This window comes from Erythrobacter sp., assembly GCF_040217515.1.
Classification (GTDB): domain Bacteria; phylum Pseudomonadota; class Alphaproteobacteria; order Sphingomonadales; family Sphingomonadaceae; genus Erythrobacter.
In genome coordinates this window covers 102,504-126,027 of the sequence record NZ_JAVJPT010000012.1, presented here as the reverse complement: position 1 = coordinate 126,027, position 23,524 = coordinate 102,504, and the positions used below count along the sequence as shown (strand labels likewise).

General features: G+C 64.9%; 22 protein-coding genes. 4 read left to right on the top strand and 18 right to left on the bottom strand.

The window, feature by feature from the left end; all coding sequences use genetic code 11:
• Window position 1 precedes the first annotated feature (1 nt).
• From RIB52_RS13755 to RIB52_RS13715, 9 genes are all read right to left on the bottom strand, one after another.
• On the bottom strand, window positions 2–211 hold the full coding sequence (locus RIB52_RS13755) for a hypothetical protein (RefSeq protein ID WP_350176493.1): 210 nt from the start codon (window positions 209–211) through the stop codon (window positions 2–4).
• On the bottom strand, window positions 208–375 hold the full coding sequence (locus tag RIB52_RS13750; protein ID WP_350176491.1) for a hypothetical protein: 168 nt from the start codon (window positions 373–375) through the stop codon (window positions 208–210). Before RIB52_RS13750 ends, RIB52_RS13755 begins: the two co-directional genes overlap by 4 nt.
• Window positions 375–563, bottom strand: coding sequence for a hypothetical protein (locus RIB52_RS13745; RefSeq protein ID WP_350176489.1), 189 nt, complete (start codon window positions 561–563; stop codon window positions 375–377). The genes RIB52_RS13750 and RIB52_RS13745 overlap by 1 nt, the downstream gene beginning before the upstream one ends.
• Window positions 563–1,231: an NADH-quinone oxidoreductase subunit NuoE gene (nuoE, locus tag RIB52_RS13740; protein ID WP_350176487.1), complete on the bottom strand. Its 669-nt coding sequence runs from the start codon at window positions 1,229–1,231 to the stop codon at window positions 563–565. The genes RIB52_RS13745 and nuoE overlap by 1 nt, the downstream gene beginning before the upstream one ends.
• 117 nt (window positions 1,232–1,348) lie before the next feature.
• Window positions 1,349–2,560 carry an NADH-quinone oxidoreductase subunit D gene (locus RIB52_RS13735; protein WP_350176485.1) on the bottom strand — a complete coding sequence of 404 codons (1,212 nt, stop codon included), beginning with the start codon at window positions 2,558–2,560 and terminating at the stop codon, window positions 1,349–1,351.
• Window positions 2,557–3,429 carry an NADH-quinone oxidoreductase subunit C gene (locus tag RIB52_RS13730; protein ID WP_350176483.1) on the bottom strand — a complete coding sequence of 291 codons (873 nt, stop codon included), beginning with the start codon at window positions 3,427–3,429 and terminating at the stop codon, window positions 2,557–2,559. The genes RIB52_RS13735 and RIB52_RS13730 overlap by 4 nt, the downstream gene beginning before the upstream one ends.
• Window positions 3,430–3,439: 10 nt before the next feature.
• Window positions 3,440–4,045, bottom strand: coding sequence for a NuoB/complex I 20 kDa subunit family protein (locus tag RIB52_RS13725; RefSeq protein WP_350176481.1), 606 nt, complete (start codon window positions 4,043–4,045; stop codon window positions 3,440–3,442).
• Window positions 4,042–4,416 carry an NADH-quinone oxidoreductase subunit A gene (locus RIB52_RS13720; protein WP_350176579.1) on the bottom strand — a complete coding sequence of 125 codons (375 nt, stop codon included), beginning with the start codon at window positions 4,414–4,416 and terminating at the stop codon, window positions 4,042–4,044. The genes RIB52_RS13725 and RIB52_RS13720 overlap by 4 nt, the downstream gene beginning before the upstream one ends.
• 155 nt (window positions 4,417–4,571) lie before the next feature.
• Complete coding sequence (locus RIB52_RS13715) at window positions 4,572–6,002, bottom strand: coniferyl aldehyde dehydrogenase (protein WP_350176479.1); 1,431 nt, start codon at window positions 6,000–6,002, stop codon at window positions 4,572–4,574.
• A gap of 186 nt (window positions 6,003–6,188) precedes the next feature.
• On the opposite strand from RIB52_RS13715, the gene RIB52_RS13710 reads away from it, so the two are divergent.
• Window positions 6,189–7,385, top strand: a complete 1,197-nt coding sequence (locus RIB52_RS13710) for a thiolase family protein (RefSeq protein ID WP_350176477.1) — start codon at window positions 6,189–6,191, stop codon at window positions 7,383–7,385.
• A gap of 194 nt (window positions 7,386–7,579) precedes the next feature.
• Here the strand turns inward: RIB52_RS13710 and RIB52_RS13705 are convergent, their stop codons facing one another.
• Window positions 7,580–8,074 carry an SH3 domain-containing protein gene (locus RIB52_RS13705; RefSeq protein WP_350176475.1) on the bottom strand — a complete coding sequence of 165 codons (495 nt, stop codon included), beginning with the start codon at window positions 8,072–8,074 and terminating at the stop codon, window positions 7,580–7,582.
• A gap of 107 nt (window positions 8,075–8,181) precedes the next feature.
• Between RIB52_RS13705 and RIB52_RS13700 the strand changes: the two genes are divergently transcribed.
• Window positions 8,182–9,192, top strand: coding sequence for a 2-hydroxyacid dehydrogenase (locus tag RIB52_RS13700; RefSeq protein ID WP_350176473.1), 1,011 nt, complete (start codon window positions 8,182–8,184; stop codon window positions 9,190–9,192).
• Between the two features lie 4 nt (window positions 9,193–9,196).
• Here the strand turns inward: RIB52_RS13700 and RIB52_RS13695 are convergent, their stop codons facing one another.
• From RIB52_RS13695 to RIB52_RS13670, 6 genes are all read right to left on the bottom strand, one after another.
• Window positions 9,197–10,600 carry an NAD(P)H-dependent flavin oxidoreductase gene (locus tag RIB52_RS13695; RefSeq protein ID WP_350176471.1) on the bottom strand — a complete coding sequence of 468 codons (1,404 nt, stop codon included), beginning with the start codon at window positions 10,598–10,600 and terminating at the stop codon, window positions 9,197–9,199.
• 119 nt (window positions 10,601–10,719) lie between these two features.
• A complete protein-coding gene (locus tag RIB52_RS13690; RefSeq protein ID WP_350176469.1) occupies window positions 10,720–11,448 on the bottom strand; it encodes a class I SAM-dependent methyltransferase in 729 nt (242 codons plus the stop codon).
• Window positions 11,448–12,575 (bottom strand): peptide chain release factor 2, encoded by a 1,128-nt coding sequence (gene prfB / locus RIB52_RS13685; protein ID WP_350176467.1) that lies wholly within the window; start codon window positions 12,573–12,575, stop codon window positions 11,448–11,450. Before prfB ends, RIB52_RS13690 begins: the two co-directional genes overlap by 1 nt.
• A gap of 104 nt (window positions 12,576–12,679) precedes the next feature.
• The gene (locus tag RIB52_RS13680) at window positions 12,680–13,210 is read right to left on the bottom strand and encodes a peroxiredoxin (RefSeq protein WP_350176465.1); all 531 of its coding nucleotides are present in this window, start codon (window positions 13,208–13,210) and stop codon (window positions 12,680–12,682) included.
• Window positions 13,211–13,249: 39 nt separating this feature from the next.
• The gene (locus RIB52_RS13675; RefSeq protein WP_350176463.1) at window positions 13,250–15,763 is read right to left on the bottom strand and encodes a penicillin-binding protein 1A; all 2,514 of its coding nucleotides are present in this window, start codon (window positions 15,761–15,763) and stop codon (window positions 13,250–13,252) included.
• 117 nt (window positions 15,764–15,880) lie between these two features.
• Window positions 15,881–16,750 carry an N-acetylmuramoyl-L-alanine amidase family protein gene (locus tag RIB52_RS13670; protein ID WP_350176461.1) on the bottom strand — a complete coding sequence of 290 codons (870 nt, stop codon included), beginning with the start codon at window positions 16,748–16,750 and terminating at the stop codon, window positions 15,881–15,883.
• Between the two features lie 451 nt (window positions 16,751–17,201).
• On the opposite strand from RIB52_RS13670, the gene RIB52_RS13665 reads away from it, so the two are divergent.
• Window positions 17,202–20,105: an Rne/Rng family ribonuclease gene (locus RIB52_RS13665; RefSeq protein ID WP_350176459.1), complete on the top strand. Its 2,904-nt coding sequence runs from the start codon at window positions 17,202–17,204 to the stop codon at window positions 20,103–20,105.
• A gap of 106 nt (window positions 20,106–20,211) precedes the next feature.
• Here the strand turns inward: RIB52_RS13665 and RIB52_RS13660 are convergent, their stop codons facing one another.
• Window positions 20,212–20,847, bottom strand: a complete 636-nt coding sequence (locus RIB52_RS13660; protein ID WP_350176457.1) for a class I SAM-dependent methyltransferase — start codon at window positions 20,845–20,847, stop codon at window positions 20,212–20,214.
• A gap of 147 nt (window positions 20,848–20,994) precedes the next feature.
• Between RIB52_RS13660 and RIB52_RS13655 the strand changes: the two genes are divergently transcribed.
• Window positions 20,995–22,011 (top strand): D-alanine--D-alanine ligase family protein, encoded by a 1,017-nt coding sequence (locus RIB52_RS13655; protein WP_350176455.1) that lies wholly within the window; start codon window positions 20,995–20,997, stop codon window positions 22,009–22,011.
• Here the strand turns inward: RIB52_RS13655 and RIB52_RS13650 are convergent.
• On the bottom strand, window positions 22,008–23,471 hold the full coding sequence (locus tag RIB52_RS13650; protein ID WP_350176453.1) for a PLP-dependent aminotransferase family protein: 1,464 nt from the start codon (window positions 23,469–23,471) through the stop codon (window positions 22,008–22,010). The genes RIB52_RS13655 and RIB52_RS13650 overlap by 4 nt on opposite strands.
• Window positions 23,472–23,524 lie beyond the last annotated feature (53 nt).

The following is a 23,524-nucleotide window of genomic DNA, read 5'->3' as shown; positions in this document are numbered from 1 at the left end:
GTCAGCGAGCATTGCCGCCATCCCTTTCACTGGCCGCCTGCGCGGCCCGTTTCTTCTCGGCCTTGATCCGCGCGAGCGAGGTTACCTGGAAGAACAGCCCTACGCCCATGAAGACAATGCCGAGGTACAATTCGTCGGTCGCCGACAGGTAGGCGCCGATGAAGAAGCAGATGATCCCGCCGAGCGCGAATGCGAGAGTGCCACCGTTCATGATTTCGGCCCTCCAAGGAGGGTGCGGATCGCGCCGAAGCCGCCGAACAGGAAACCGAGAACGACCCACACGACCCAGTCATCGCCGCTCAGAAATTCGAACACGGCAAGCGCGAGGAACATGAGGCCGATTATGCCAACGCCAAGATCGGTTCTCCGGGTCATCACTTGTCCTGCTGCCCTTCCTGCCGATCGTCGGATTTCCCCATGAAGATGAAACCGAGCACCGCGAACGGCAGGCCAATGCCGATGAAGGCCGGACCGAACAGCAGGCCAAACGTGATCGTCATGCTGATGCCCATCATCAGGAAAACGATGCCGAATGCGGGATTGGTATTGGTCTTGTCGCCCATCACCAATCACCTCGGTAATCGTGGTTTTCGCTGACCATTTCCTTGAGCACGGTCGGCCCGCCGACCGGTTCGCAAGTGTGGCGGCCCGGCTCCTGCGTGCCCGTCTTAGGCTGCTCGCCCGCGGCGAGCGCGTCGAGCACGGCGTCGAGGCGTTCGGGGGTCAGGTCCTCGTAATTGTCGTCGTTGATCTGGACCATCGGCGCGGTCGCGCAATTGCCCATGCATTCGACTTCGGTAAGGGTCCAGAGCCCATCCTCGGACACCCCGCCCTTCACCATGCCTCGGCTTTTGCAGGCGGCAATGATGTCGTCGCTGCCGCGCAGCATGCAGGGCGTCGTGCCGCAGACCTGCACGTGGTATTTGCCGACGGGCTTCAGGTTGTACATGAAATAGAAGGTCGCGACCTCGAGCACGCGGATCACCGGCATGTCGAGATAGTCCGCGACATATTCGATCACCGGCAGCGGCAGCCAGCCCTGTGTCTCGGTCTCCTCCCCGACCTGCCGCTGGGCGAGGTCGAGCAGCGGCATGACCGCCGATTTCTGGCGACCTTCGGGATACTTGGCGATGTGCCAGTCGGCGGTCTTGCGGTTCGCGGGCGTCCATTCGAACGAACCCCAGCGTTCGCGCAGTTCGGGCGTGTCGGGTGCGGGCGTGCGGTCAGCCACGGCGATCCCTCCAGGTCGTCGCCCCGGACTTGATCCGGGGTCCTGCTGCCTTCGTGTGCAGCGAGGAAAAAGCGGGATCCCGGATCAAGTCCGGGAAGACGGTAGCGCAAAAAAAGATCACCGGTCGCACTCCCCGAACACCACGTCGATCGCGCCCAGGATGGCGGTTGCGTCGGGCAGCATGTGGCCCTTGGACATGAAGTCCATCGCCTGCAGGTGGCTGAAGGCGGTCGGGCGGATCTTGCAGCGGTACGGCTTGTTCGTGCCGTCGCTGACGAGATAGACGCCGAATTCGCCCTTGGGGCTTTCGGTCGCGACATAGACCTCGCCCGCGGGCACGTGGAAGCCTTCGGTGTAGAGCTTGAAGTGGTGGATGAGGCTTTCCATCGACTGCTTCATTTCGCCGCGCTTGGGCGGGACAACCTTGCTGTTTTCCGCCGCGATCGGCCCACCGGGCATCTGCGCGAGGCACTGCTTGATGATCTTCGCGCTCTCGCGCACCTCTTTGACCCGCACCATGAAGCGGTCGTAGCAGTCCGAATTCGTGCCGACCGGGATTTCGAAATCCATCCGGTCATAGACATCGTAGGGCTGCGACTTGCGCAGGTCCCACGGAATCCCCGCCGCGCGGATCATCGGGCCGGAAAAGCCCCACGCCACAGCGTCCTCACGGCCGACGACGGCGATATCGACATTGCGCTGCTTGAAGATGCGGTTGTCGAGCACGAGGCTCATCGCATCGTCGAACAGCTGGAAGAAACGGTTGTCGAGCCAGTCGCCGATATCGACCAGCAGCTTTTCCGGCACGTCCTGATGGACGCCGCCGGGGCGGAAATAGGCGCTGTGCATGCGCGCTCCGCTCGCCCGCTCGAAGAAGTTCATGCAGTCTTCGCGCAGGTCCATGATCCACAGGTTCGGCGTGAACGCGCCCACGTCGAGCACGTGCGCGCCCATGTTGAGCATGTGGTTGGAGATGCGGGTCAATTCGGCGAACAGGACGCGCAGGTACTGGGCGCGCTCGGGCACTTCGAGATTGAGCAGCTTCTCGATCGCGAGGACGTAGGAATGCTCCATGCACAGCGGCGAGCAGTAATCGAGCCGGTCGAAATAGGGCAGCGCCTGGAGATAGGTCTTGTGCTCGATCAGCTTTTCGGTGCCGCGATGGAGCAGGCCGATATGCGGGTCGATCCGCTCGATCACCTCGCCGTCCAGCTCCATGACCATGCGCAAGACGCCGTGCGCGGCCGGGTGCTGGGGGCCGAAATTGATCGTGTAATTGGTGATGACGTCGCCTTCGGTTGTCGGCGACTTTTCGATCTCGATGCTCATTCGTCACCGCCTTCGGGCTTGGTCGCGCCCTTTGTCTCGGGGACATTGCTCTTGGGAGGCGCGCGGTCGGGGCTATCCTCGGTAGGCTCGGGCGCACCCGGCTTTGCGCCGCCGTTCTTCATCTTGGGCGGGTTCGCGCCCGTGCCTTCGGCGGCCTTTTCATCGGCTTTGGGTCCTGCTCCGGTATCGGCTGGCTTTTCAGTCACCTTCGGGTCGCTCACCGGCGGCTTCTTCTCGTCGCCGAGCGGCGGCTGCTGCGCCTTCTCGTCGCCGGGAAGCTGGTATTCGGCACCTTCCCACGGGGAGAGGAAGTCGAAGGTTCGCATATCCTGTGCAAGGTCCACGGGTTCGTAGACCACCCGCTTCTCGTCCTCCGAGTAACGTAGCTCGGTATAGCCGGTCATCGGGAAATCCTTGCGGAAGGGATGCCCCTCGAAGCCGTAGTCAGTGAGGATGCGGCGAAGGTCCGGGTTGCCGGCGAAGGTCACGCCGAACATGTCGAACACCTCGCGTTCGAGCCAGCCCGCATTCGGCCACAGCGTGGTGACCGTGGGGACCGGGGTCGCCTCATCGGTCGAGCACTTGACCATAATGCGGTGGTTCTTCGTCAGAGAAAGCAGCATGTAGACGACTTCGAACCGCTCGGGCCGCTGCGGATAGTCCGCGCCAGCGATCTCCATCAGCTGCTGGTAAGCGTGATCGTCACGCAGCACGCGCAGGACGCGCTCGATATCCTCGCGGCGGACCGTGAAGATGAGCTCGCCATGCGCCTCGTGCGCGTCGAGCAACCAGACGCTGATCGTCTCGGAAATCGCGTCGATCACGCCTTCGTGCGAGGCGATCTTCGGAGCGGAATGAAGGACGGTCATGACGCTTACCTTATCGCTCCACCGTACCGGAGCGGCGGATCTTACGCTGCAACTGCATCACGCCATAGAGCAGCGCCTCGGCGGTCGGCGGGCAGCCGGGGACGTAGATGTCGACCGGCACGATCCGGTCGCATCCGCGCACCACCGAATAGCTGTAATGGTAATAACCGCCGCCGTTGGCGCAGGACCCCATCGAAATAACATAACGCGGGTCGGACATCTGGTCATAGACCTTGCGCAGCGCAGGAGCCATTTTGTTGCACAGCGTGCCTGCGACGATCATCAGGTCGCTCTGGCGAGGCGAGGCGCGCGGGGCGGCTCCGAAACGCTCCATGTCATAGCGCGGCATGTTCACATGGATCATCTCGACCGCGCAGCACGCGAGGCCGAAGGTCATCCACCACAGCGAGCCGGTGCGGGCCCACTGGAACACGTCCTCGGTCGAGGTGACGAGGAAGCCCTTGTCGTTGACCTCGGCCTGGAGCGCGTTGAAATAGTCTTGGTCGGGCTGGCGCACCTCGCCGCCCTTCGCGGTGGCCAGGCCGGAGGTATCCGGAAGGCTGCGCGGCGGGGTGACGATTGTCGTTTCTGGCGTGCTCTCGGAAGGCTTGCTCATTCCCAGTCCAGAGCTCCTTTCTTCCATTCGTAGGCGAGGCCGACGGCGAGGATGAAAAGGAAGGTCATCATGCCGATCCAGCCGACCCAACCCGTCTCGCCGAGGCTCACCGCCCAGGGGAACAGGAACGCGGCTTCGAGGTCGAAAATGATAAAGCTGATCGCGACGAGATAGAAGCGCACGTCGAACTGGCTGCGCGCATCCTCGAACGCGGGGAAGCCGCACTCATATTCGGACAATTTCTCTGCATCCGGGTTGTGCACGCCTGTCAGGCGCGAAACACCCATAGGCAGGAACACGAAGAGAACCGAAAGCCCGAGGGCCACGAAGATGAATATCAGTATCGGCAGATACTGGCTGAGGTCGATCACGGCGATGTCCAAGCTTGCTTATCCCACGTGCCACCTAGGCTTGTCGCGACCCCCGCGCAAGGGCGCGACTCGGGCAAATCGGCGCATCGCACTTGCACGAAACCGAACACATGATGCGACAGCCGTCCGGCACGCATCATTGCATCGCGCGCGTGTTATTTCATCATGTTCGCCGCCGCCTTGAGCGTCGCCTTGCTGTAGGGCGGCTTGAACCCGGCAAGCTTGGCGATGTCGATCTTGGGCTGGTGATAGACGCTGCGCGCATGGCTGAATTCGCGGAAACCCTCGATCGCGTGATAACTTCCGATCCCCGACGGCCCGACTCCGCCAAAAGGCAGGTCCTCCATCGAGACATGGAAGATGACATCGTTCGTCGTGACCCCGCCGGAGATCGTGCGGCTCAGCACGCGTTCCTGTTCCGCCTCGTCCTCACCGAAATAATAAAGGCCCAGCGGGCGATCGTTCTCGTTGACGTAATCGACCGCCTCGTCGACGGCACGATAGGTCTTGACCGGAAGGACCGGCCCGAAAATCTCCTCCTGCATCGCGGCCATGTCGTCACTCACGTTCCTGAGGATGGTGAGCGGCATCTTGCGCTGGTTGGAAGAGCCGAAATCCTCTCCGCCCGGATTGACCTCGATAATTTCGGCTCCCTTGTCGCGCGCATCCTCGACCAGGCCCTTGAGCCGGTCGAAATGACGATCGGAGACGATCGAACAATAGTCGTCATTCTCGAGCAGGGTGGGATACATCGCGGACACGCCGTTCGAAACGCCCGCGACCGCCTCGTCTTCCTTGTCTTCGGGGACATACATGTAATCGGGCGCGAGGCAGATCTGGCCGGCATTCATCATCTTGCCCAATGCGATCCGCTCGCCCGCTTTCGCGAAATCGGCGCTTCGCCCCATGATGACGGGCGACTTGCCGCCCAGTTCGAGCGTCACGGGCACGAGATTCTTCGCCGCCGACTGCATGACGAGCCGACCGGTCGCGGTCGAGCCGGTGAAAACGAGATGGTCGAAAGGCAGCGAGGAAAAGGCCGCGGCGACCTCCGGCCCGCCCGTGACCACGGCGACTTCATCGCGCGCGAAATATCTGGCGGTCAGATCGGCCATCAGCTCGCTCGTGCGTTCGGTGAATTCGGATGGCTTGATCATCGCCCGGTTGCCCGCGGCGAGTACCTGCATCAGTGGGGCGAAGGCGAGGTTCACCGGAAAGTTCCAAGGCGAAAGGATGCCGATCACGCCCTTGGGTTCGTAGCGCACCTCGGCCTTGGCGCCGAGCAGGTTCAGCGGGAACTGGACCTTGCGCTTGTCGGTCTTGGCCCAGCTGTCCATGTGCTTGAGCGCATCCTTGCCGAGCCCGACCGTGCCTGCGATATCGGTGATCATCGACTGTTCGATCGCGCGATTGCCGAAATCGGCGCCCATCGCGCGGCACAATTCCTCGTCGTTCTCCTTGAGCAGCGCCATCGCGCGCCTGATCCGATCCTTGCGCAGGCTCATCGCTTCGGGCCGCGAGGCGGTGAAGGCGTCGCGCTGGTGCTTCAGCAGTTCCTCGAGTTCTTCGCGCCGGTCGTCTGCCATTTCTCTCTCCTGATCCCCGTATCCTGTCGGCATCCGTTGCGGATTGCCACCGATGCCGACACTTGCCGAAAGCGCGGGCGATGACAAGGTAACAGAAAAGCGGCTCCTGCGCGCGATTGCCATTCGGCGGGTGCGACACTAGACCTCGCGCCCGTCACGCAACCGAACCAGAAGGACGCCTACGTAATGCCCCAATTTTCGGCCGAAGACCCGATCGTCATCCTTTCCTATGCCCGCACCCCGATGGGCGGAATGCAGGGCGCGCTGGCGGACGTGTCGGCGACCGATCTCGGCGCGGTCGCGGTAAAGGCTGCGGTCGAACGGTCCGGCGCGAGCGGCGATGATTTCGACCGCGCCTACATGGGCTGCGTGCTGCCCGCCGGGCTCGGCCAGGCGCCCGCGCGGCAGGCGATGGTCAAGGCGGGCCTTCCGCTTTCGGTCGAGGCGACGACCGTCAACAAGGTCTGCGGCAGCGGCATGCAGACGGTCATCATGGGGACCGAGGCGCTTGCCAGCGGGACGATCGACCTGGTCGTCGCGGGCGGCATGGAAAGTATGACCAATGCGCCCTACCTCCTGAAAAAGCACCGCTCTGGAGCGCGGCTCGGGCATGACACGACTTATGACCACATGTTCCTCGACGGGCTCGAGGATGCCTACGAGGAAGGTCGCGCCATGGGGACCTTCGCGCAGCAAACCGCCGACGAGTATCAGATGACGCGTGAGGAAATGGACGCCTATTCGATCGAATCGCTCGCCCGCGCGAACCGGGCGATCGAAAGCGGGGCCTTCGCCGACGAAGTGGTCCCCGTGACGGTCTCGACCCGCAAGGGCGACGTGGTGGTCGAAACCGACGAGCAGCCCGGCAAGGGTCGCCCGGACAAGATTCCCTCGCTGCGCCCAGCCTTCGCCAAGGACGGCACGATCACCGCAGCGACTTCCAGTTCGATCTCGGACGGAGCGGCTGCTCTGGTGCTGGCGCGCGAGAGCGTGGCGAAGGAAAAGGGGCTCACACCGGTCGCGCGGATCGTCGCTACCGGCGCGCACGCGCACGAACCGGCGAAATTCACCACCGCCCCTATCCCCGCGATCAAGAAAGTGCTCGAGCGCGCAGGCTGGAGTGTCGAGGACGTAGACCTGTTCGAAGTCAATGAGGCCTTCGCCTGCGTCGCCATGTTCGCGATGCGCGATCTCGATATCCCGCATGACAGGATCAACGTGAATGGCGGCGGCACGGCGCTCGGTCACCCGATCGGGGCGAGCGGCGCGCGAATCATCGTCACGCTGCTCAATGCCCTGAAGAAGCACGGCAAGACCCGCGGCGTAGCCTCGCTATGCATCGGCGGCGGCGAGGCGACCGCAGTCGCGGTCGAGCTGGTGTGATGCGGGTCGCGCTGCTCGTTCTTCCCGCCCTTGCGCTCGCCGCGTGCGACGAGCCGCCGCAGGAGCCCGATCCGGTCGAACCGGCGCCGATGCCGGCCGAGTTGGGCGCTGGCCGCGGGGCGAGCGCGAGCGGCACCGGGATGAACATTCTAGCCGGGGCCTAGACCTGCGAGGATGGGCCAGGCCCCAGCCCCTCAGCCGTCAGCGAGATCCTCATCGCCCCAAAGACGCTCGGCACGGACCCATCCGGTGCGGCCGCCGACATCGATCTCGCACCATTGCTCGCGGCAACGCAACAACTTGCCGACGACCCCCGGCTCCGCCCGCCAGCGCAGCGGCGCGGGGGCCTCGGGCCCGGCGCGCATGGCTGCGGGCTCGCTGCCGATCACGATTGCGCCGCGATTGCGGGTGAGCTGGCTGGCTGCAATCCAGCCCTGCGTTCCCTCCGCATCGCGAACGAGCCACCAGCCTTCGCGCACCCGCACGACCTGCACGGGCAGGCCCTTGCGCTGGTAGACCCAGTCGATGCGATATTGGCGGCTCGGCCCGACACGCATACGCACTTCGTCGAAACGCAGGCTCGCCCAATAAGGCACCGCCCTTTCCTGCGCGCGAACCGGCTCCGCCACGAGCGAGCCGGCGACGACGATCGCGAGCAGGATCACGGCAGCAAGACGAAGGGCGCTCATGCGCTGACAGATAACGCGGGCTGCACAGGCTGCAAGCACGCGCTTTGACCACACCCCAACCGGAACCGCTTGACCGCCAAGCCCCTCACCCATTAGCGCAACGCCTCATGGCAGCATCGAGCGCACCGCAATTTCCCTCGGGCAAGCCCCGCGTCGTGGTCACGCGCCAGCTCATGCCGGCAGTCGAGGCGCGGATGCGAGAGCTTTACGATACCGTGCTCAACGAAAACGATACGCCGCTGACCCGAGACGAACTTCTGGCCGCGATGAACGATTGCGACGTGCTGGTCCCGACCGTGACCGACAGGATCGATGCCGATATGATCGAAGGTTGCGGCGACCGGCTTGGCCTGATTGCCAATTTCGGCGCAGGCACCGAGCACATAGACCTCGATGCGGCGGCGAAGCGGCGGATCATCGTCACCAACACGCCCGGCGTCTTCACCGACGACACTGCCGACATCGCCATGGCGATGATCCTCGGCGTTCCGCGCCGCATCCGCGAGGGAACGCAGCTGGTGCGCCGCGGCGAATGGACCGGCTGGGCGCCTTCGGGCCTGCTCGGGCGCAAGATCGGGGGCAAGGTGCTGGGCATTGTCGGCATGGGCCGGATCGGCCAGGCGGTCTCGCACCGGGCGAAAGCCTTCGGGCTCGACATCGCCTATTATGCGAGAAAGCCCCTTCCCGAAGCGGCCGAGCGGATGTTCGGGGCGCGGTTCGTCGGCGAACTCGACGCGCTTGTGGCGGAGGCCGACATCCTGACGCTGCATTGCCCCCTGACCGCCGAAACGCGCGCGATGATCGACGCGCGCCGGATCGGAATGATGAAACAGGGCGCAAGCATCATCAACACCGCACGCGGCGAATTGATCGACCACGAAGCGCTGATCGAGGCGCTACACGAAGGCCGACTGGCAGGGGCCGGGCTCGACGTCTATCCGGACGAACCGAATGTGGACAGGCGCCTGCTCGACCATCCCAACGTCATGACCCTCCCCCATATCGGCAGCGCGACGGCGGAGGGACGCGAGGCCTCGGGCGAGAAGGTGATCGCGAACATCCGCTTCTGGGCCGATGGACACAGACCGCCCGACCAGGTGCTGACGGCGCTGATCTAGCCCCTCAATCCCCCGTCAAAATCCGCTCGACCAGTTCGCCGACCGTCGGCGTGTAGCCGTTCGAATAGAACGGGTCGGTCTTGAACCGGTAAGCCGAGTGCCCGGCAAAGGCGAGGTTGTCGGCCGGATCGTCGCCGTGCGCGATTTCCTGCAGGGTCTTCTGGATGCAGAAGCTGCGCGGGTCGGCGAGGCGGCCGGTGGTGAAATCCTCGTGGTCCTTCCAGCTCGAAAACTGGCAGTGCGACAGGCACCCCATGCAGTCCTGCTGGTCCTTGCGGATCTCGTCGCGCTTGTCGGGAGTGACGAAGACGATCGTGTTGTCGGGCGTCTTGAGCGGTTCGGTCTGGCCCTCGCGCATCCACATCTCGGCCTTGCGCTTGTCCTCGGGGCTGACCCAGAAACTGCGCGCCTTGCCGGTGTCGCCAAGCTGGACGGTGCCTTCCATCTCGCCGCGCTTGACGAAGGGAATCTGGCGTTCGGAACGGTGCATCAGGTCATACAGGAACGGCGTCTTGACCGCGCTCGAATAGAACCCGGTGGGCGAGAACTTGTGCAGCAGCACGTCGCCCTTCTCGACCGAGCGAAGCATGTCCTTCCAGACCTGCGGGATCGGGCTTTCCTGCGTCAGCAAAGGGCGCGTTCCGAACTGGAAGGCGATTTTTCCGAGTTCGGGATTGTCGATCCAGTCGTTCCATTCGCGCAGGTACCAGACCCCACCGGCCATCACGATCGGCACGTCTTCCGACACGCCTTCCTTGCGCATGGTCGCGCGCAGGTCGCGCACGCGCGGATAGGGATCCTGCGGCTCGCGCGGGTTCTCGGCATTGGACAGGCCGTTATGCCCGCCCGCAAGCCAGGGGTCCTCATAGACCACCGCGGCCATCAGCTCGGATACCTTGTGATAGGACCGCTTCCAAAGCGCGCGAAAGGCGCGCGCTGAGCTGACGATGGGGAGGTAGCTGACGTTGAAGCGCGCGGCGATCTCGGCGAGCTTGTAGGGCATCCCCGCCCCGCAGGTGACCCCCGTGACAAGCCCCCGCGTGCGTTCGAGCACGCCTTCGAGGACGGCCTGTGCCCCGCCCATTTCCCACAGGATGTTGATGTTGATCGCGCCCTTACCCCCGGCGATCTCATGCGCGCGTCGGACCTGTGCGGTCGCGCCGTCAATGGCGTAGCGGATCAGCTGTTCGTGGCGCTCCTGGCGCGTGGCCTGAGGGTAGACCTGCGGGATGACGTTACCCGTCTCGTCATAGCTGTCCGCATTGACCGCGCTGACCGTCCCGATTCCGCCCGCAGCCGCCCACGCGCCCGAACTGGCGTGATTGGTTGCCGACACGCCCTTGCCGCCCTCGATCAGCGGCCACACTTCCCGGCCACCATAAACGATGGGGCTCAATCCCTTGAACAATTAGTAACTCCCTTTCGCAAGACGTCTTGGCCTGCGCTGCAATCAGCGTGTCACATAAGGAAGCCGAGAGGCTGCGGCAATGGCCTATCCGCCGCTCCCGACCACGTTCGCGCCGCCGATCAGGCGGCGCTGCACGGTTCGATCGCCTCGGGCTCGACGCGGGCCTCGCCCTTGCCGAAGCGGGCGAAATAGCCCTTGATATCGGGTCGCTCGATATACTCGATCAGGCTGTAGCCGACCGCTTCGAACTCGCAGAACAGCAGCGCATGGGGCATGCCGTGACGCGCGACGGAGCGATCGGTTTCGACCACCACGATCTCGCCCCCGGCCGTCAGCGCCGGCCACATCCGCCACAGGAAGGCATAGGGTTCCCCGACCTCGTGATACATGTGCACGAGCAGGATTCGATCGAAACTGTCGGCGGGCAATTGCGGGTCGTCCACGCGGCCCGGCTTGATCGAGATATTCTCGAGCCGCTCGCGCTCGACCCGCTGGCCAAGCCGTTCGAGCGCTTCCCAGTCGATGTCCTGCGCGAGAACCCGGCCTTCGACGCCCACCCGATCGGCGAGGCGGACGGTATAATACCCCTCGCCGGCACCGATATCAGCAACGGTCATCCCGGGCTGGATATCGGCGAGGTCCATCACGATCCGCGCCTCGTCACGCTCGTCGCGGGCATCCTCGTCGGCGAATTGGTTGGAAACAACGCGCGCAACGGGCCGATCGGGCTCGGGAAAATCGAGCGCGGTCGCAGGCCTGTCGGACGTTGGGAAAAGGCCGTCGCAGGAAGCCAGCAGCAGGCCCGTGACGAGCGCGGCAACGCCCGCGACGCCAAGGGGGCGGGACATTATTCGACGTCCTCGATTTCGACCGTCTCGCCTGTCACCCGCTGGGCAAGCGCAGCGGAGATGAACGGATCGATCTCCCCGTCGAGCACGTTGTCCGGCGAGGTCGAGGTCACGCCCGTGCGCAGATCCTTCACCATCTGATACGGCTGGAGGACATAGGAGCGGATCTGGTGGCCCCACCCGATCTCGCTCTTTTCCTGGTATTCGCCCGAGGCCGCCGCCTCGCGCTCGGCCATTTCGCGCTCGAACAGGCGCGCTTTCAGCATGTTCATCGCGGTCGCGCGATTCTTGTGCTGGCTGCGATCGTTCTGGCTCGCCACCACGATGCCGGTCGGCTGGTGGGTGATGCGCACGGCGGAATCGGTCGTGTTGACGTGCTGGCCGCCGGCCCCGCTCGCGCGGTAGGTATCGATCTTGAGGTCGGCGGGGTTGATCTCGATGTCGATGTCGTCGTCGATGACGGGATAGACCCAGACGCTGGAAAAGCTCGTGTGGCGGCGCGCGGAACTGTCATAGGGGCTGATGCGGACGAGCCGGTGAACGCCGCTTTCGGTCTTGGCATAGCCGTAGGCGTTCTCACCCTTGAGGAGCAGCGTCGCCGACTTGATGCCCGCAGCCTCGCCCGCCTGGTACTCGACCGTCTCGACCTTGAAACCGCGCCGCTCGGCCCAGCGCGAATACATGCGGAAAAGCATCTCGGCCCAGTCCTGGCTTTCCGTCCCGCCTGCGCCGGCATGGATTTCGAGATAGGTGTCGTTGCCGTCCGCCTCTCCCGAAAGCAGCGCCTGGACCTTGTCGGCATCGGCGCGGCGGGCGAGTTTCTCGAGGCTCTTGAGGCCCTCATTGATTACGCTTTCCTCGCCCTCGGCCTCGCCCATCTCGATGAATTCGACCGCATCGTCCATTTCGCTCGAGATTTCCCGCACTGTCGTCACGGCCGTCTCGAGCGTCTTCTGCTCGCGGCTGATCGCCTGCGCCTCCTTGGGATTGTCCCACAGCGAAGGGTCCTGAACGCGTGCATTGAGTTCGTCGAGCCGACGCAGCGCGCGCTCCCAGTCGAGCGCCTGACGCACCAGCGCGAGCGCGGCTTCGATCCGGTCGATATGGGCCTGGGCTTCTGCCCGCATGCGTGGTTTCCTTTTGCGCTAGTGCCCCCGCCCGACCGGCGGGACGCCTCACCTAGCGAGCATCATGCGATTGTAAAGATCGACGCACCCGTGACACGCGGGCTTCACCGGGACAGCGCGCGCACGGCCTTGAGCGTTTCCCTGACATGGCCGCGATAGTCGCTGTCCGAATGAACCGCGGCGATCCGCCCGTCCTGCGCGATCACATAGGAAGTGCGGCTCGCCAGCCCGCTATTGCCAAGCTTCACATCGTAGTCGGCGATCACTCCCGCGCTTGCCACGCCGACCGGGAACGCGTCGCGGCATTCCTCGCGGCTGAACCGCTTGAGCGTGGCGATGTCATCGTTCGACATGCCGATGACGCTCGCCCCAGCCCGCTCGAAATCAGACATGCTTTCGGCAAAGGCATTGGCCTCGAGCGTGCAGCCCTGCGTGAAGGCCTTGGGGTAGAAATAGAGCACCACCGGGCCCTTCTTCAGCGCCTCTTCAAGGGAGAAGCCGAACGCCTCCCCTGCCAGCGCGGCCCGCGTCGAGAAGCCAGGCGCGCGCTCGCCGACGGGTAGTTCCGCCGCAACGGGGGCGGCGGCCAACCCGGCGGCCAGAGTTGCGGCTAGAGCGGCTGGAAAGCGGGTCATGACGTGTTCCTCCTGCGGGACAGCTACGGGCGGCGCGGATCAATAGATGCCGCCTTGTTCCTCGACGAAATCGCTCGGCTGGCCGAAGGCATTCTCCTCGCTGCGCGGGACAACGCCGAGGCGACCGGTGCGTATCAGTTCGAGTATCTCGTCGCGCCGGGCGGCGATTTCGTCCTGCCGGGTGAAGCGTTCGGGCTCCTTGTCGGGCTTGAATGCCTCCCAGATGATCGCTGCGCGCGGCTCGCCCGAAGGCCAGCCTTCGAAGACTCGCTTCCCGGTCCGGCGGTCGATCCGCACCATCCGCACTCCTTCGGGGGCGACCGGCGGAAGGTCCGACCAGCGCGGCTTCGTTTTCCGTATCAGGCTCTTGATAATCGGCGCGGCGATCGTCCCTCCATAGGCGTAGCCGCCCATGTTGCGGGGCGTGTCGAACCCGACATAGGCACCGGCGATAAGACGCTGCGTTCCGCCGATGAACCAGACGTCCTTGGGACCGCTGGTGGTTCCGGTCTTGCCGAACAGCGGCAGGCCGAGATCGCGCAGATTGGTCGCGGTGCCGCGCTGTATCACGCCTTCGAGCATGTGCATGACCTGGAAGGCCGTGCGCGGATCAAGCGCCTGCTCGCCCTTGAGGCCGAAGCGCGGCATGGGCTGCCCGTCCCATTCTGCCATGTTGCAGCCCCGGCAGGTCCGTTGGTCCGCGCGCCAGATGACCTTGCCCCGACGATCCTGGACGTAATCGATCACTGTCGGCTGGTTGAGCCGCCCGTGATTGGCGAGCGCGGCATAGGCGGCGACCATTCTCGAGACCGTAGTCTCGCCCGCCCCGAGCGCCGTGGACGGATAAGGCTCCGCCTCATCGCTGATATCCATTCGCTCGATCGTATCGACGACATTGTCGAAGCCGACGGTCGAGCCGATCTGGACGGTCATGATATTCTGCGACTGTTCGAGGCCATAGCGCATCGGAAACTGGCCCGCGCGCCCGCCGCGGATGCATTTCTCGCCGAGATTGGACCCCTGGTAATAACAGTAACGCGTATTATCGATCCGGGTCGAAGGCGTCATGCCGTTGTCCAGCCCTGTGGCATAAACGAAGGGCTTGATCGTTGAACCGGGCTGCCGGCGCGCCTGGGTCGCGCGATTGAAATCGGACAGGCGGAAATCGAACCCGCCCTGCATTGCAAGCACGCGGCCATATTGCGCATCCTGCAGCACGAGCCCGCCCTGCGCCTCCGGCACGGTGGCGACCGCATAGGCGCCGCCCGATGGCCTGGCGACGATCACGTCCCCCGTCTTCAGGCTACGGGGGAGGCCGGTCAGCGGCGCTTCGGAGCCGTCGGAAAAGCCGATCCGGGCCGACCTTCCCTCGCGCACGGTGACGACGCCAAGGCGCCAGTCGCGATACCGGATCCCGAGCGGCGAGCTTTGCAGCTGGCGCGCCCAGTTGCCTTCGGACACGTCGATCGTCGCGATCGGCCCGCTCCAGCCGCGATTGCCGTGATAGCGCACCAGTCCCTCGCGCAGGGCCTCGCGCGCGGCCTGCTGCAGCTCCGGATCGAGCGAGGTGCGCACCCACAGGCCCCCGGCATAGACGCTATTCGGGCCGTCCTCGGCCGTCTCTCCGAATTGGCCGATCAGCTCGCGGCGCACTTCCTCGAGGAAATAGCCCGCATCCACGCTACGCTCGCGCCGCTGGGTGACGAGGCCAAGCGGTTCGGCAGCGGCGGCGGCGCGCTCGGCCTCCGAGATAAAACCGTTCGCCTCCATCTGGCCAAGCACGAAATTCCGCCTTCCCAGCGCAGCCTCTTCCTGCCCCTTTCGGCCGTAGCGTTCGGGAGCTTTGGGCAAGATCGCGAGAAAGGCCATTTCGTGCAGATCGAGATCGGCCACGTCCTTGTCGAAATAGGCCCGCGCCGCCGCCTGGACTCCGAAGCTGCGTCGGCCGAGGGGGATTTCGTTGAGATAGAGCTCAAGGATCTCCTGCTTGCTCATCGCGTCCTCGATCCGGCTGGCGAGGATCATCTCCTTGAGCTTGCGCGTGACCGAATATTCATCGCCGAGCAGGAGATTCTTCGCCACCTGCTGGGTGATGGTCGAACCGCCGACTGCGCGCTCGCCCGAGCCCATCTTGCTGACATAGTCGAAAGCGGCATTGAGCGTTCCGGTAATGTCGACCCCGGCATGGCTGTAAAAGGTCTTGTCCTCGGCCGAGATGTAGGCCTGTTTAAGCCGCTCGGGAAAATCGGGATATTGCAGCTGGACGCGCCGCTCGCGGGCATAGGAATGGACGATCTGCCCGTCGAAGCCGCGCACCACGGTCGGCAGGGGAGTCTCGTATTCGAGCAGGCTTTCCGCATCGGGCAGGTCGCTCGCCAGCCAGATCCACGCCGCGACCCACAGCATGATCAACACCGCAGCGGCTGCAGCGGCAAGCTTGAACAGCAGGCTGCCCCGCCATTTCTCGCCGAACCAAGCGGCAAGGCCGGCAATGTCGCGGTTGACGCGGTAGCGGGCGTATCCGGCGAAAGAGAGGTTTGCGCGATCTGTCATGGTCATCTTGCGATTAGCACGGTCCGCCACAGACATTCCAGACGCTTCGCCCAGCTCATGCCTCGTCCCTTGACCGCCTTGCGCTTTCGCCGCGCTGAACGCGCCCGGCGCGCCATGTCACGGATCGGCGCGGCGGGCGAAATAGACCCGGACCGCGCGGGCGAGCACTTGCGCATAGGCCTCCCGCCCCTCTGGCGTGGTCAGCCGCGCCCGATCGTCGCGATTGGTGACGAAGCCGCTTTCGAACAGGACGCCCGGGACGTCAGGTGCGCGCAGCACGGCCAGCGCGGCCGAACGGCGGGCCTGGGGGTGAAAGGCGATTCGCCCCTCCCCCTCGCGCGCGATGAGTCCGGCGAATTCGTTCGCCTCCTCTTGCGTGCGCGATTGCGACAGCTCCACGAGGATGGCGCTCACCGTCTCGCTCTGGTTCTCGATCACGATGCCGTTCACACGGTCGGCCTCGTTCTCTCGCTCGGCAAAGCGAGCCGCCGCCTCGCTCGAGGCATCGGCGGACAGGGTGTAGATGCTAGCCCCGGCCACATCCTCGCGCTCCCCCGCGCTGTCGGCATGGATCGACAGGAACAGATCCGCCTCCAGTCGACGCGCGATCTCGGGTCGGTCTGCAAGGGGGACGATCCGGTCGTCCTCGCGCGTCATCGCGACGCGGATACCACCACCCTCGAGCAATTCGGAGCGCAGGGACCGGGCGATCGCAAGCACCACGTCCTTCTCGCGCACCCCGCCCCCGACCGATCCGGGATCGCGCCCGCCATGGCCGGCATCGATCACGACCAGCGGGCGGGAAGGATCGTCGGGTCCGAAGATTTCGGGCAGGTCGAGTGGCCGGGCCTCCTGCTCCAGCGCGATGCGCAGGACATAGTCGCGACCCCAATAAGGAACCGGCAGGGTGACCCCCAGAGCCATCGCACCGCCCAAGAGCGTGGCGGGCACCGCGAAGAGGATCAGCAGCAGCGTGCGAAAGCTCATGACGCGAACCGCTTAGGATGTTGCGCAGGCGAAGCGCAATAGAGTTGCGGGTGAAAAGCCACGGTGCTAGCTAGAATCACTAGACGCCTCTGTTTCGACGGGATTTGCTGGTGAAAGACCGATCATCCCGCTTCCATTGCAGGCGTCCGTGCGAAAAAGCGGCCCTCCGGCATCCCTCGCGAGGCCCGAATACAGGTTGATGCAGTGACGAGACCCTTCCCCCCGCTGACCAGCCCCGAGCGCGCTTTCGCCGCTCGCGGCGGTGCGGGCCGAAGCGCGGGGCATTCCCGCATTCCCGTCGCAGCAGACACGAACAGCGCGCCAGCTTTCCTGAACGGAACGGCCGCGAATACCCCATGCGGAACGGGCGAGGACCCCGCCGCATCATCCCACAATACGCGCCCACCTTGCCGCTTCACGCGAAAGCGGGCGGGCGCCTGGAGAACACATAATGGCAACGCGCATGCTTATCGATGCGCGCCACTCGGAAGAGACCCGGGTGGCGGTACTCAAAGGCAACCGGATTGAAGAGTTCGATTTCGAATCTGCCGAACACAAGCAGATAAAGGGCAACATCTACCTGGCGAAAGTGACGAGGGTCGAACCCTCGCTTCAGGCAGCGTTCGTCGATTTCGGCGGTAACCGCCACGGCTTCCTCGCCTTCAGCGAAATCCACCCGGACTATTACCAGATCCCCTACGAGGACCGGCAGAAACTGCTCGAGGAAGAGGCCGAAGCGGCCGAGGAAGAGCAGCGCCTGCGTGAAGAGGAGGAAAGCGAAGGCATCGCCCCGGGCGACGAATATGACGCCGAGGACGAGAGTGGCGAAAGCCTGGCCGAGGATTTCGCCGAAGACGGTGTCGAGGAGATCGACGACGAGGAGTCGAGCAAGGTCTCGACGATCGAGGACGGCACGTCGGACGACGACGAAAGCGACGACGACGACAGCGACGACGAGAACGGCGGCGACGACGAGAACGGCGGCGACAGCGCGTCCGGCAATCGCCGCGGGCGCTCGCGCCGCGGCCGTCGCCAGGGCAAGGGCGGCAAGAATGGCAAGGGCGGCTCTCGCAGCCGCGCCAAGGAAGTCGACGAAGTGCGCGCCAAGCGCATGGCGCTGCGCCGTCGCTACAAGATCCAGGATGTCATCCAGCGCCGCCAGGTCCTGCTGGTCCAGGTCGTGAAGGAAGAACGCGGCAACAAGGGCGCGGCCCTGACCACCTATCTCAGCCTCGCCGGGCGCTACACCGTGCTGATGCCGAACAGCTCGCATGGCGGGGGGATCAGCCGCAAGATCAGCTCCACCAGCGACCGCAAGCGACTGAAGCAGGTCGTCTCCGATCTCAAGCTGCCCAAGACCATGGGCCTGATCGTGCGCACTGCGGGCCTTTCGCGCACCAAGACCGAGATCAAGCGCGATTTCGACTATCTCGCGCGGCTGTGGGACGAGATTCGCGAAAAGACCCTGTCTTCCACCGCGCCCGCGCTGATCCATTCGGACAGCGACCTCGTCAAGCGCGCGATCCGCGACATCTACAACCGCGAGATCGAGGAAGTCATCGTCGAGGGCGAGGACGGCTACAAGGCGGCCAAGGGCTTCATGAAGCTGCTGATGCCGAGCCATGCCCGGCGGGTGAAAGCCTACTCCGATCCCGTCCCGCTGTTCCAGCGCTACGGCGCGGAGGACCAGTTGCGCGCGATGTACGATCCGATGGTCCAATTGAAATCGGGCGGCTATCTCATCATCAATCCGACCGAGGCGCTGGTCTCGATCGACATCAACTCCGGCCGCTCGACGAAGGAACACGGGATCGAGCAGACCGCGCTCCACACCAATCTGGAGGCGGCGCGCGAAATCGCCCGCCAGCTGCGGCTGCGCGACATGGCCGGGCTCGTCGTGATCGACTTCATCGACATGGAGCACAATTCCAATGTGCGTAAGGTCGAGAAGGCGATGAAGGAGGCGCTCAAGAATGACCGGGCGCGCATCCAGGTCGGGCGCATCTCGGGCTTCGGCCTGATGGAGATGAGCCGCCAGCGCCTGCGCACCGGCGTGCTCGAGGCGACGACCCGCGAATGCCCGCACTGCGACGGAACGGGCCTTGTCCGGACCGCATCGAGCGCGGGGCTTTCCGCACTGCGCCTGATCGAGGACGAAGCCGCCAAGGGCAAAGGCACGATCATCCGACTCGCCGCCAGTACAGAGGCGGCGATCTACATGCTCAACGAAAAGCGCGATGACCTCGTCGAGATCGAGAAGCGCTATGGCGTCACGGTCGAAGTAGTGCCCGAAGGCGAGAACGAGGGCGCGAAGATGAGCGTGTCAAGCGCCGGACCCAAACCCGCCGCCGCACCCAAATTCGATCCGATCGTCGACGAGGACGAAGAGGAAAGCCCGCCCGAAGAGGCGGACGAGGGCGAGGACGAGGACGAAAGTATCGACAGCACCTCCTCGGACGACGACGGCGAACCGCCCAAGAAGAAGCGTCGCCGTCGGCGTGGCGGTCGCGGCCGCAAGAAGCGCCAGGGTGGCGACGAAAATGGCGAGGACAACGGATCGGAGGAGAGCGGGGAAGGCGAAGAAGCCGGCTCCAACGACAACGAAGTCGAAAACGGCAACGCAGAGGACGGGAGCGACAAGCCGCGCAAGCGCCGGCGCCGCGGCGGGCGCGGGCGCTCGCGCCGCAGCGACGGCGACGAGGCTTCGCAGGACAGTCCCGACCGGGCGGCCGATCTGGAACAGGCGGCCGACGAGCTGGACGAGGTTGCCGAGCAGGTAAAGGAGGACATGACCGTCGTCTCCGGCCCCGACGGTGCGCCCGAAACCGCAGGCGAAGCGGTGCAGGAGGGGGCGGGCGCCGAGGAAAAGCCCAAACGCCGCCGTGCCCCCCGTCGAAAAAAGGCCGAGGAAGCTCCGGCCGAGGCCGAAACGCCGCCCGGTGATAATCCGGTCGATGAAGCACCGACCGAGGAGAAACCCAAGCGCAAGCGTGCGCCGCGCAAGACCAAGGCACAAAAGGACGCCGAAGCGGCTGCAGCCGGCGAGGACGGTGCGGCGCAGGCCGATACGAGTGTGCAGGCGCCTGCGGAAGGCGCAGGCGAGGCCGAGGCCGAGGCCGAGGCGAAACCCAAGGCCCCTCGCCGCCGGAAGGCTCCGGCGAAAAAAGTCGAGGAAACGCAGGAAGCGACGACCGCCGAGAGCGCCGAACTCGAGCCCACCCCCGCCCAAGCGCAAGCCGAGGCCGAGGCCGAGGCGGAGGAAGCCGAAACCGAACTAGCAGAACCCGAGCATAAGGCGGCGAAAAAGCCCGCGCCGAGAAAGCGCGGCTGGTGGCAGCGCACTTTCGGCGAGTAAACGGATTGGGAATGATGGCCAGGTGAAAGACCGGGCGGTCGGGCTTCGGCCCGGCTGCCCACTTTCCCTGTCCGGCCGGGTCCGCCCTTGGCCTCCCGGCTTGGCCCTAGCCTCCCGGCTTGATTGCTGCGCCCCACTCCATCCACCCGGCGAAGCGGGGTGCGCCGGGCGTGTAGCCCTGCCCGATCGGCGCGACATGGAAACCCGCTCCCCTGAAAGCACTGCCGATCGGTCGGGTCAGGTGGCAACCACCCGCCATGCGTTTCCAGACCGGCTCGATCCGGTCCTGCCACTTCGCCACCCCGGCATCGGGCGCGCGGCCGTGTTCGAGGAACAACGCCTGCCCTCCCGGCTTCAGGATCCGCTCCAGTTCCGAAACGACCTGCGCGGGATCATCGACCGAGCACAGGGTGAAAGTGCACACCACGGTGTCGAAAGAGCCAGCGGCGAACGGGATCGCCTCGCCCCGTCCCTGCCTGATATCCGCGCTCCAGCCTTTCTGCCGGGCGGCCCTGCGTGCACCCTCGAGCAGCTTTTCATGCGGATCGATCCCGGCATAGCCCGTGATCGCACCGGTATCGTAGAATTCGTGGTTGATCCCGCCCCCGCAACCGAGCTCGAACACGTCGCCTTTCGCCAGCGGCACCACTCCAGCGCGGCGCTTCATCACCTGGCCCTGCGAGCAGGCACAGGTGACCAGGCGCGGCATCACATGGCGGTCGTACCATTGCCCTAAGCCCATTTTTCGTCTCTCCTGCTCGCCCTTGCCGTGCAATCTCTTCCAAACCGGCCCACCTGCCAAGCGCTTTTGCCCGCCATTATTTTTCTGGCGAAGCGCCATGCGAGGCGGTAATCAGCGCGGCCTGTTTTCCCGATCACGGATGCCTCGATGACCCGATCCCTCTCTCCCCTGCGCATTGCGCCCGAAGACAAGGAGCGTGTCCGGCTGCTTTACATGGCCAAGCACGCCAAGTGGGGCGGCGGGATGCATCCCGAGGACGGCAATCACGCAATCTACCATCACGAGGTGCGCCGGACGCTCGAGGGGCTGGGGCTGAACCTGCATCTTGGCGACAGCTACGACATTCTCTTCACTCGCCCACCGGTCGATTTCGTATTCCCGCTGCTCAATCGCGGCGGCTTCGTGAATTCGGAGATGATGGTGCCCTTGCTGTGCAACATGCAGCGCCTCCCCTATCTCGGAGCGATGCCTTTCCTGCGCGGGCTGGGCGACGACAAGTCGGTTTCGAAGCTCGTTGCGCGCCATGCGGGCGTGCCGACCGCCGACTGGTTCTGCTATCGCCGCGGGGCGCCCGTCGAAGAGGCGAACCTTCCCTCAAGCCCCAAGGGCCGCTGGGTGGTCAAGCCCAATGCTTCATCGGCAAGCTGGGGGATTTCCGACGCCTTCGACTTCGCCGGTGTCGCCAACGCCGTCGCCGACATTCACGGCCAGGGCCACGATGCGATCGTCGAGCCCTATCTCGACGGTTACGACATCCAGTGCGCCTTCATCACCGTCCACGATCGGCCGACCGCGCTGCCGATGCTGTGGTACGAGCGCGAGGACACGCAGCGCCTGTGGACCTATTACGAGAAGCGCGATCTCGTACAGAACACGGAGAAGGCGGCGCTCAAGACCTTCGAGCATCCCGATTTCGCCGACAAAATCGGGGATATGGCCGCAGCGGTCGCGCGCGAATTCGTGCCCTTCGACTATGGCCGTATCGAATTCCGGCTGGACCTTCAGACGGGCGACATCAACTTCATCGAGATCAATCTCAACTGCAACCTGTGGTCGGAAAAGGTCATGGCCCAAGCGGCAGCGCGCGCAGGGCTCAGCCATGGCGACCTGCTCGAGACGCTGCTGGCGGAAAGCTGGCGCCGCAGTGGGCTGATCGCGGGCTAGGCCGGGACGGCGAGCGCATCCGCAAAACGTCCGATCCGTTCGAACATCGCGCTCTCGAGATCATGGTCGGACAGCTCGGCGAGCGCGCAGATCTGTGGCATGGAAAGTCCGGCCCGCAGCGTGCCGGCCCAGCTGCCGTCCTCGCGCGGGATGCACTTGACCGGCTGGCCGAGCCTGAGGCCCTTCCTGTCGAGCGAACGATGCAATACACGCGCATCATCGAAGGTTCCGGCTTGGGGATGGGCGCTCACGTCGAGCGTTGCGAGAGTGAGCATTTCGAGCGGATGGTCGGCTGCGTCCTCGGCATTGCCCGCGCGATAGGGTTCGATGCGACCAAAGCCATTGCGGTGCAGGAGCAAAGCCCGGATCGCGCGCTGGAAAGCGAGGATCACCCGCCGAACCGCTTCCTGCCCCAGGGCCTGGAACCGTTCGAGCTCGAAGACCGACGCCTCGAGCCGCAGGGCAAGGCCGGGATTGGCGGTCTGCTCGAGCATTTCACACCCCGCCCAGCGCGCATCCCATTCGGCCCGGCGATACAGCCTCGCAAAGCCCGGCGGCAGCGCGGCGGTGCGCTCGATCACGCGAGCGGGGACCAGGGCAAAACCCGAAAAGGGCGGTCCTCCCATGAATTTCGAGCCGGTCAAGAGCACGATCGCCCCGCGGGCAAGATAGTCGCGCACTGCCCCGGAAGTGATGCGCGCCTGGCAGGCATCGACCACCAGGCTCAGCTGCGCACCGAATTCGGCCCTCAGCGCGTCGATTTCGCGCAGGCGCGGCAGGATCAGACCCGTTTTCGAGCCATGAACCACGTGTAGCAGCGCATGCTGCTGCTGCTCGCGCGCGTGGACGATCTCGGCGCGGATGACCTGCGCGAGCTCCCGGCTGCCCCGCGCCTCTCCGCGCGCGCACCGCACCGGTATGTCGCACAGCGTGACCGGCGCCATCCCCGGGACCGGTTCCCCGGGCTCGGTTGCGTGTCCGAGCGCAGTGCTCTCGGCGAAATGGCAGCCGCGCGCCGAATGAATGCATCCGCTGCCCACTTCGTCGGCACCCAGAAGGATATTGTGCACCCCGCTTTTCGCCCGCCCCTGCACAGCGGCGAGCGCAACGAACTCGCAATCGGTTCCCGAAGGGGTGAAGACGACCCCGGTGTCGTTCTCGAGACCATAGGCCATCCTGATCCGCCGCCTCAGCGCATCGAGATGATCGTCATGGGAAGCGAGCCCCGCCGCCATGAGCGCGAGCAGGTGATCGAAGGCGGCGCGCGAAATGTCGTTCGCGGTCGACGAGGCCAACGCCAGGGTACGGCGCGGATAGGGCGCGGCAAGATAGCGATTGAGACCCGTTTGGGGGTCAAGCGCGATCCGCGCATCGCCCCCCTGGCAAAGCAGCGCGACCAGATCGGCAACATCCTCCCGCCCGCAATAGGCGGGGTCAATGTCCTCAAATCTTGCGACCACGAGCCACGCGACCCTTCTTTCTGCTTGGAACCCGTCCCTAGCATAATTATGCG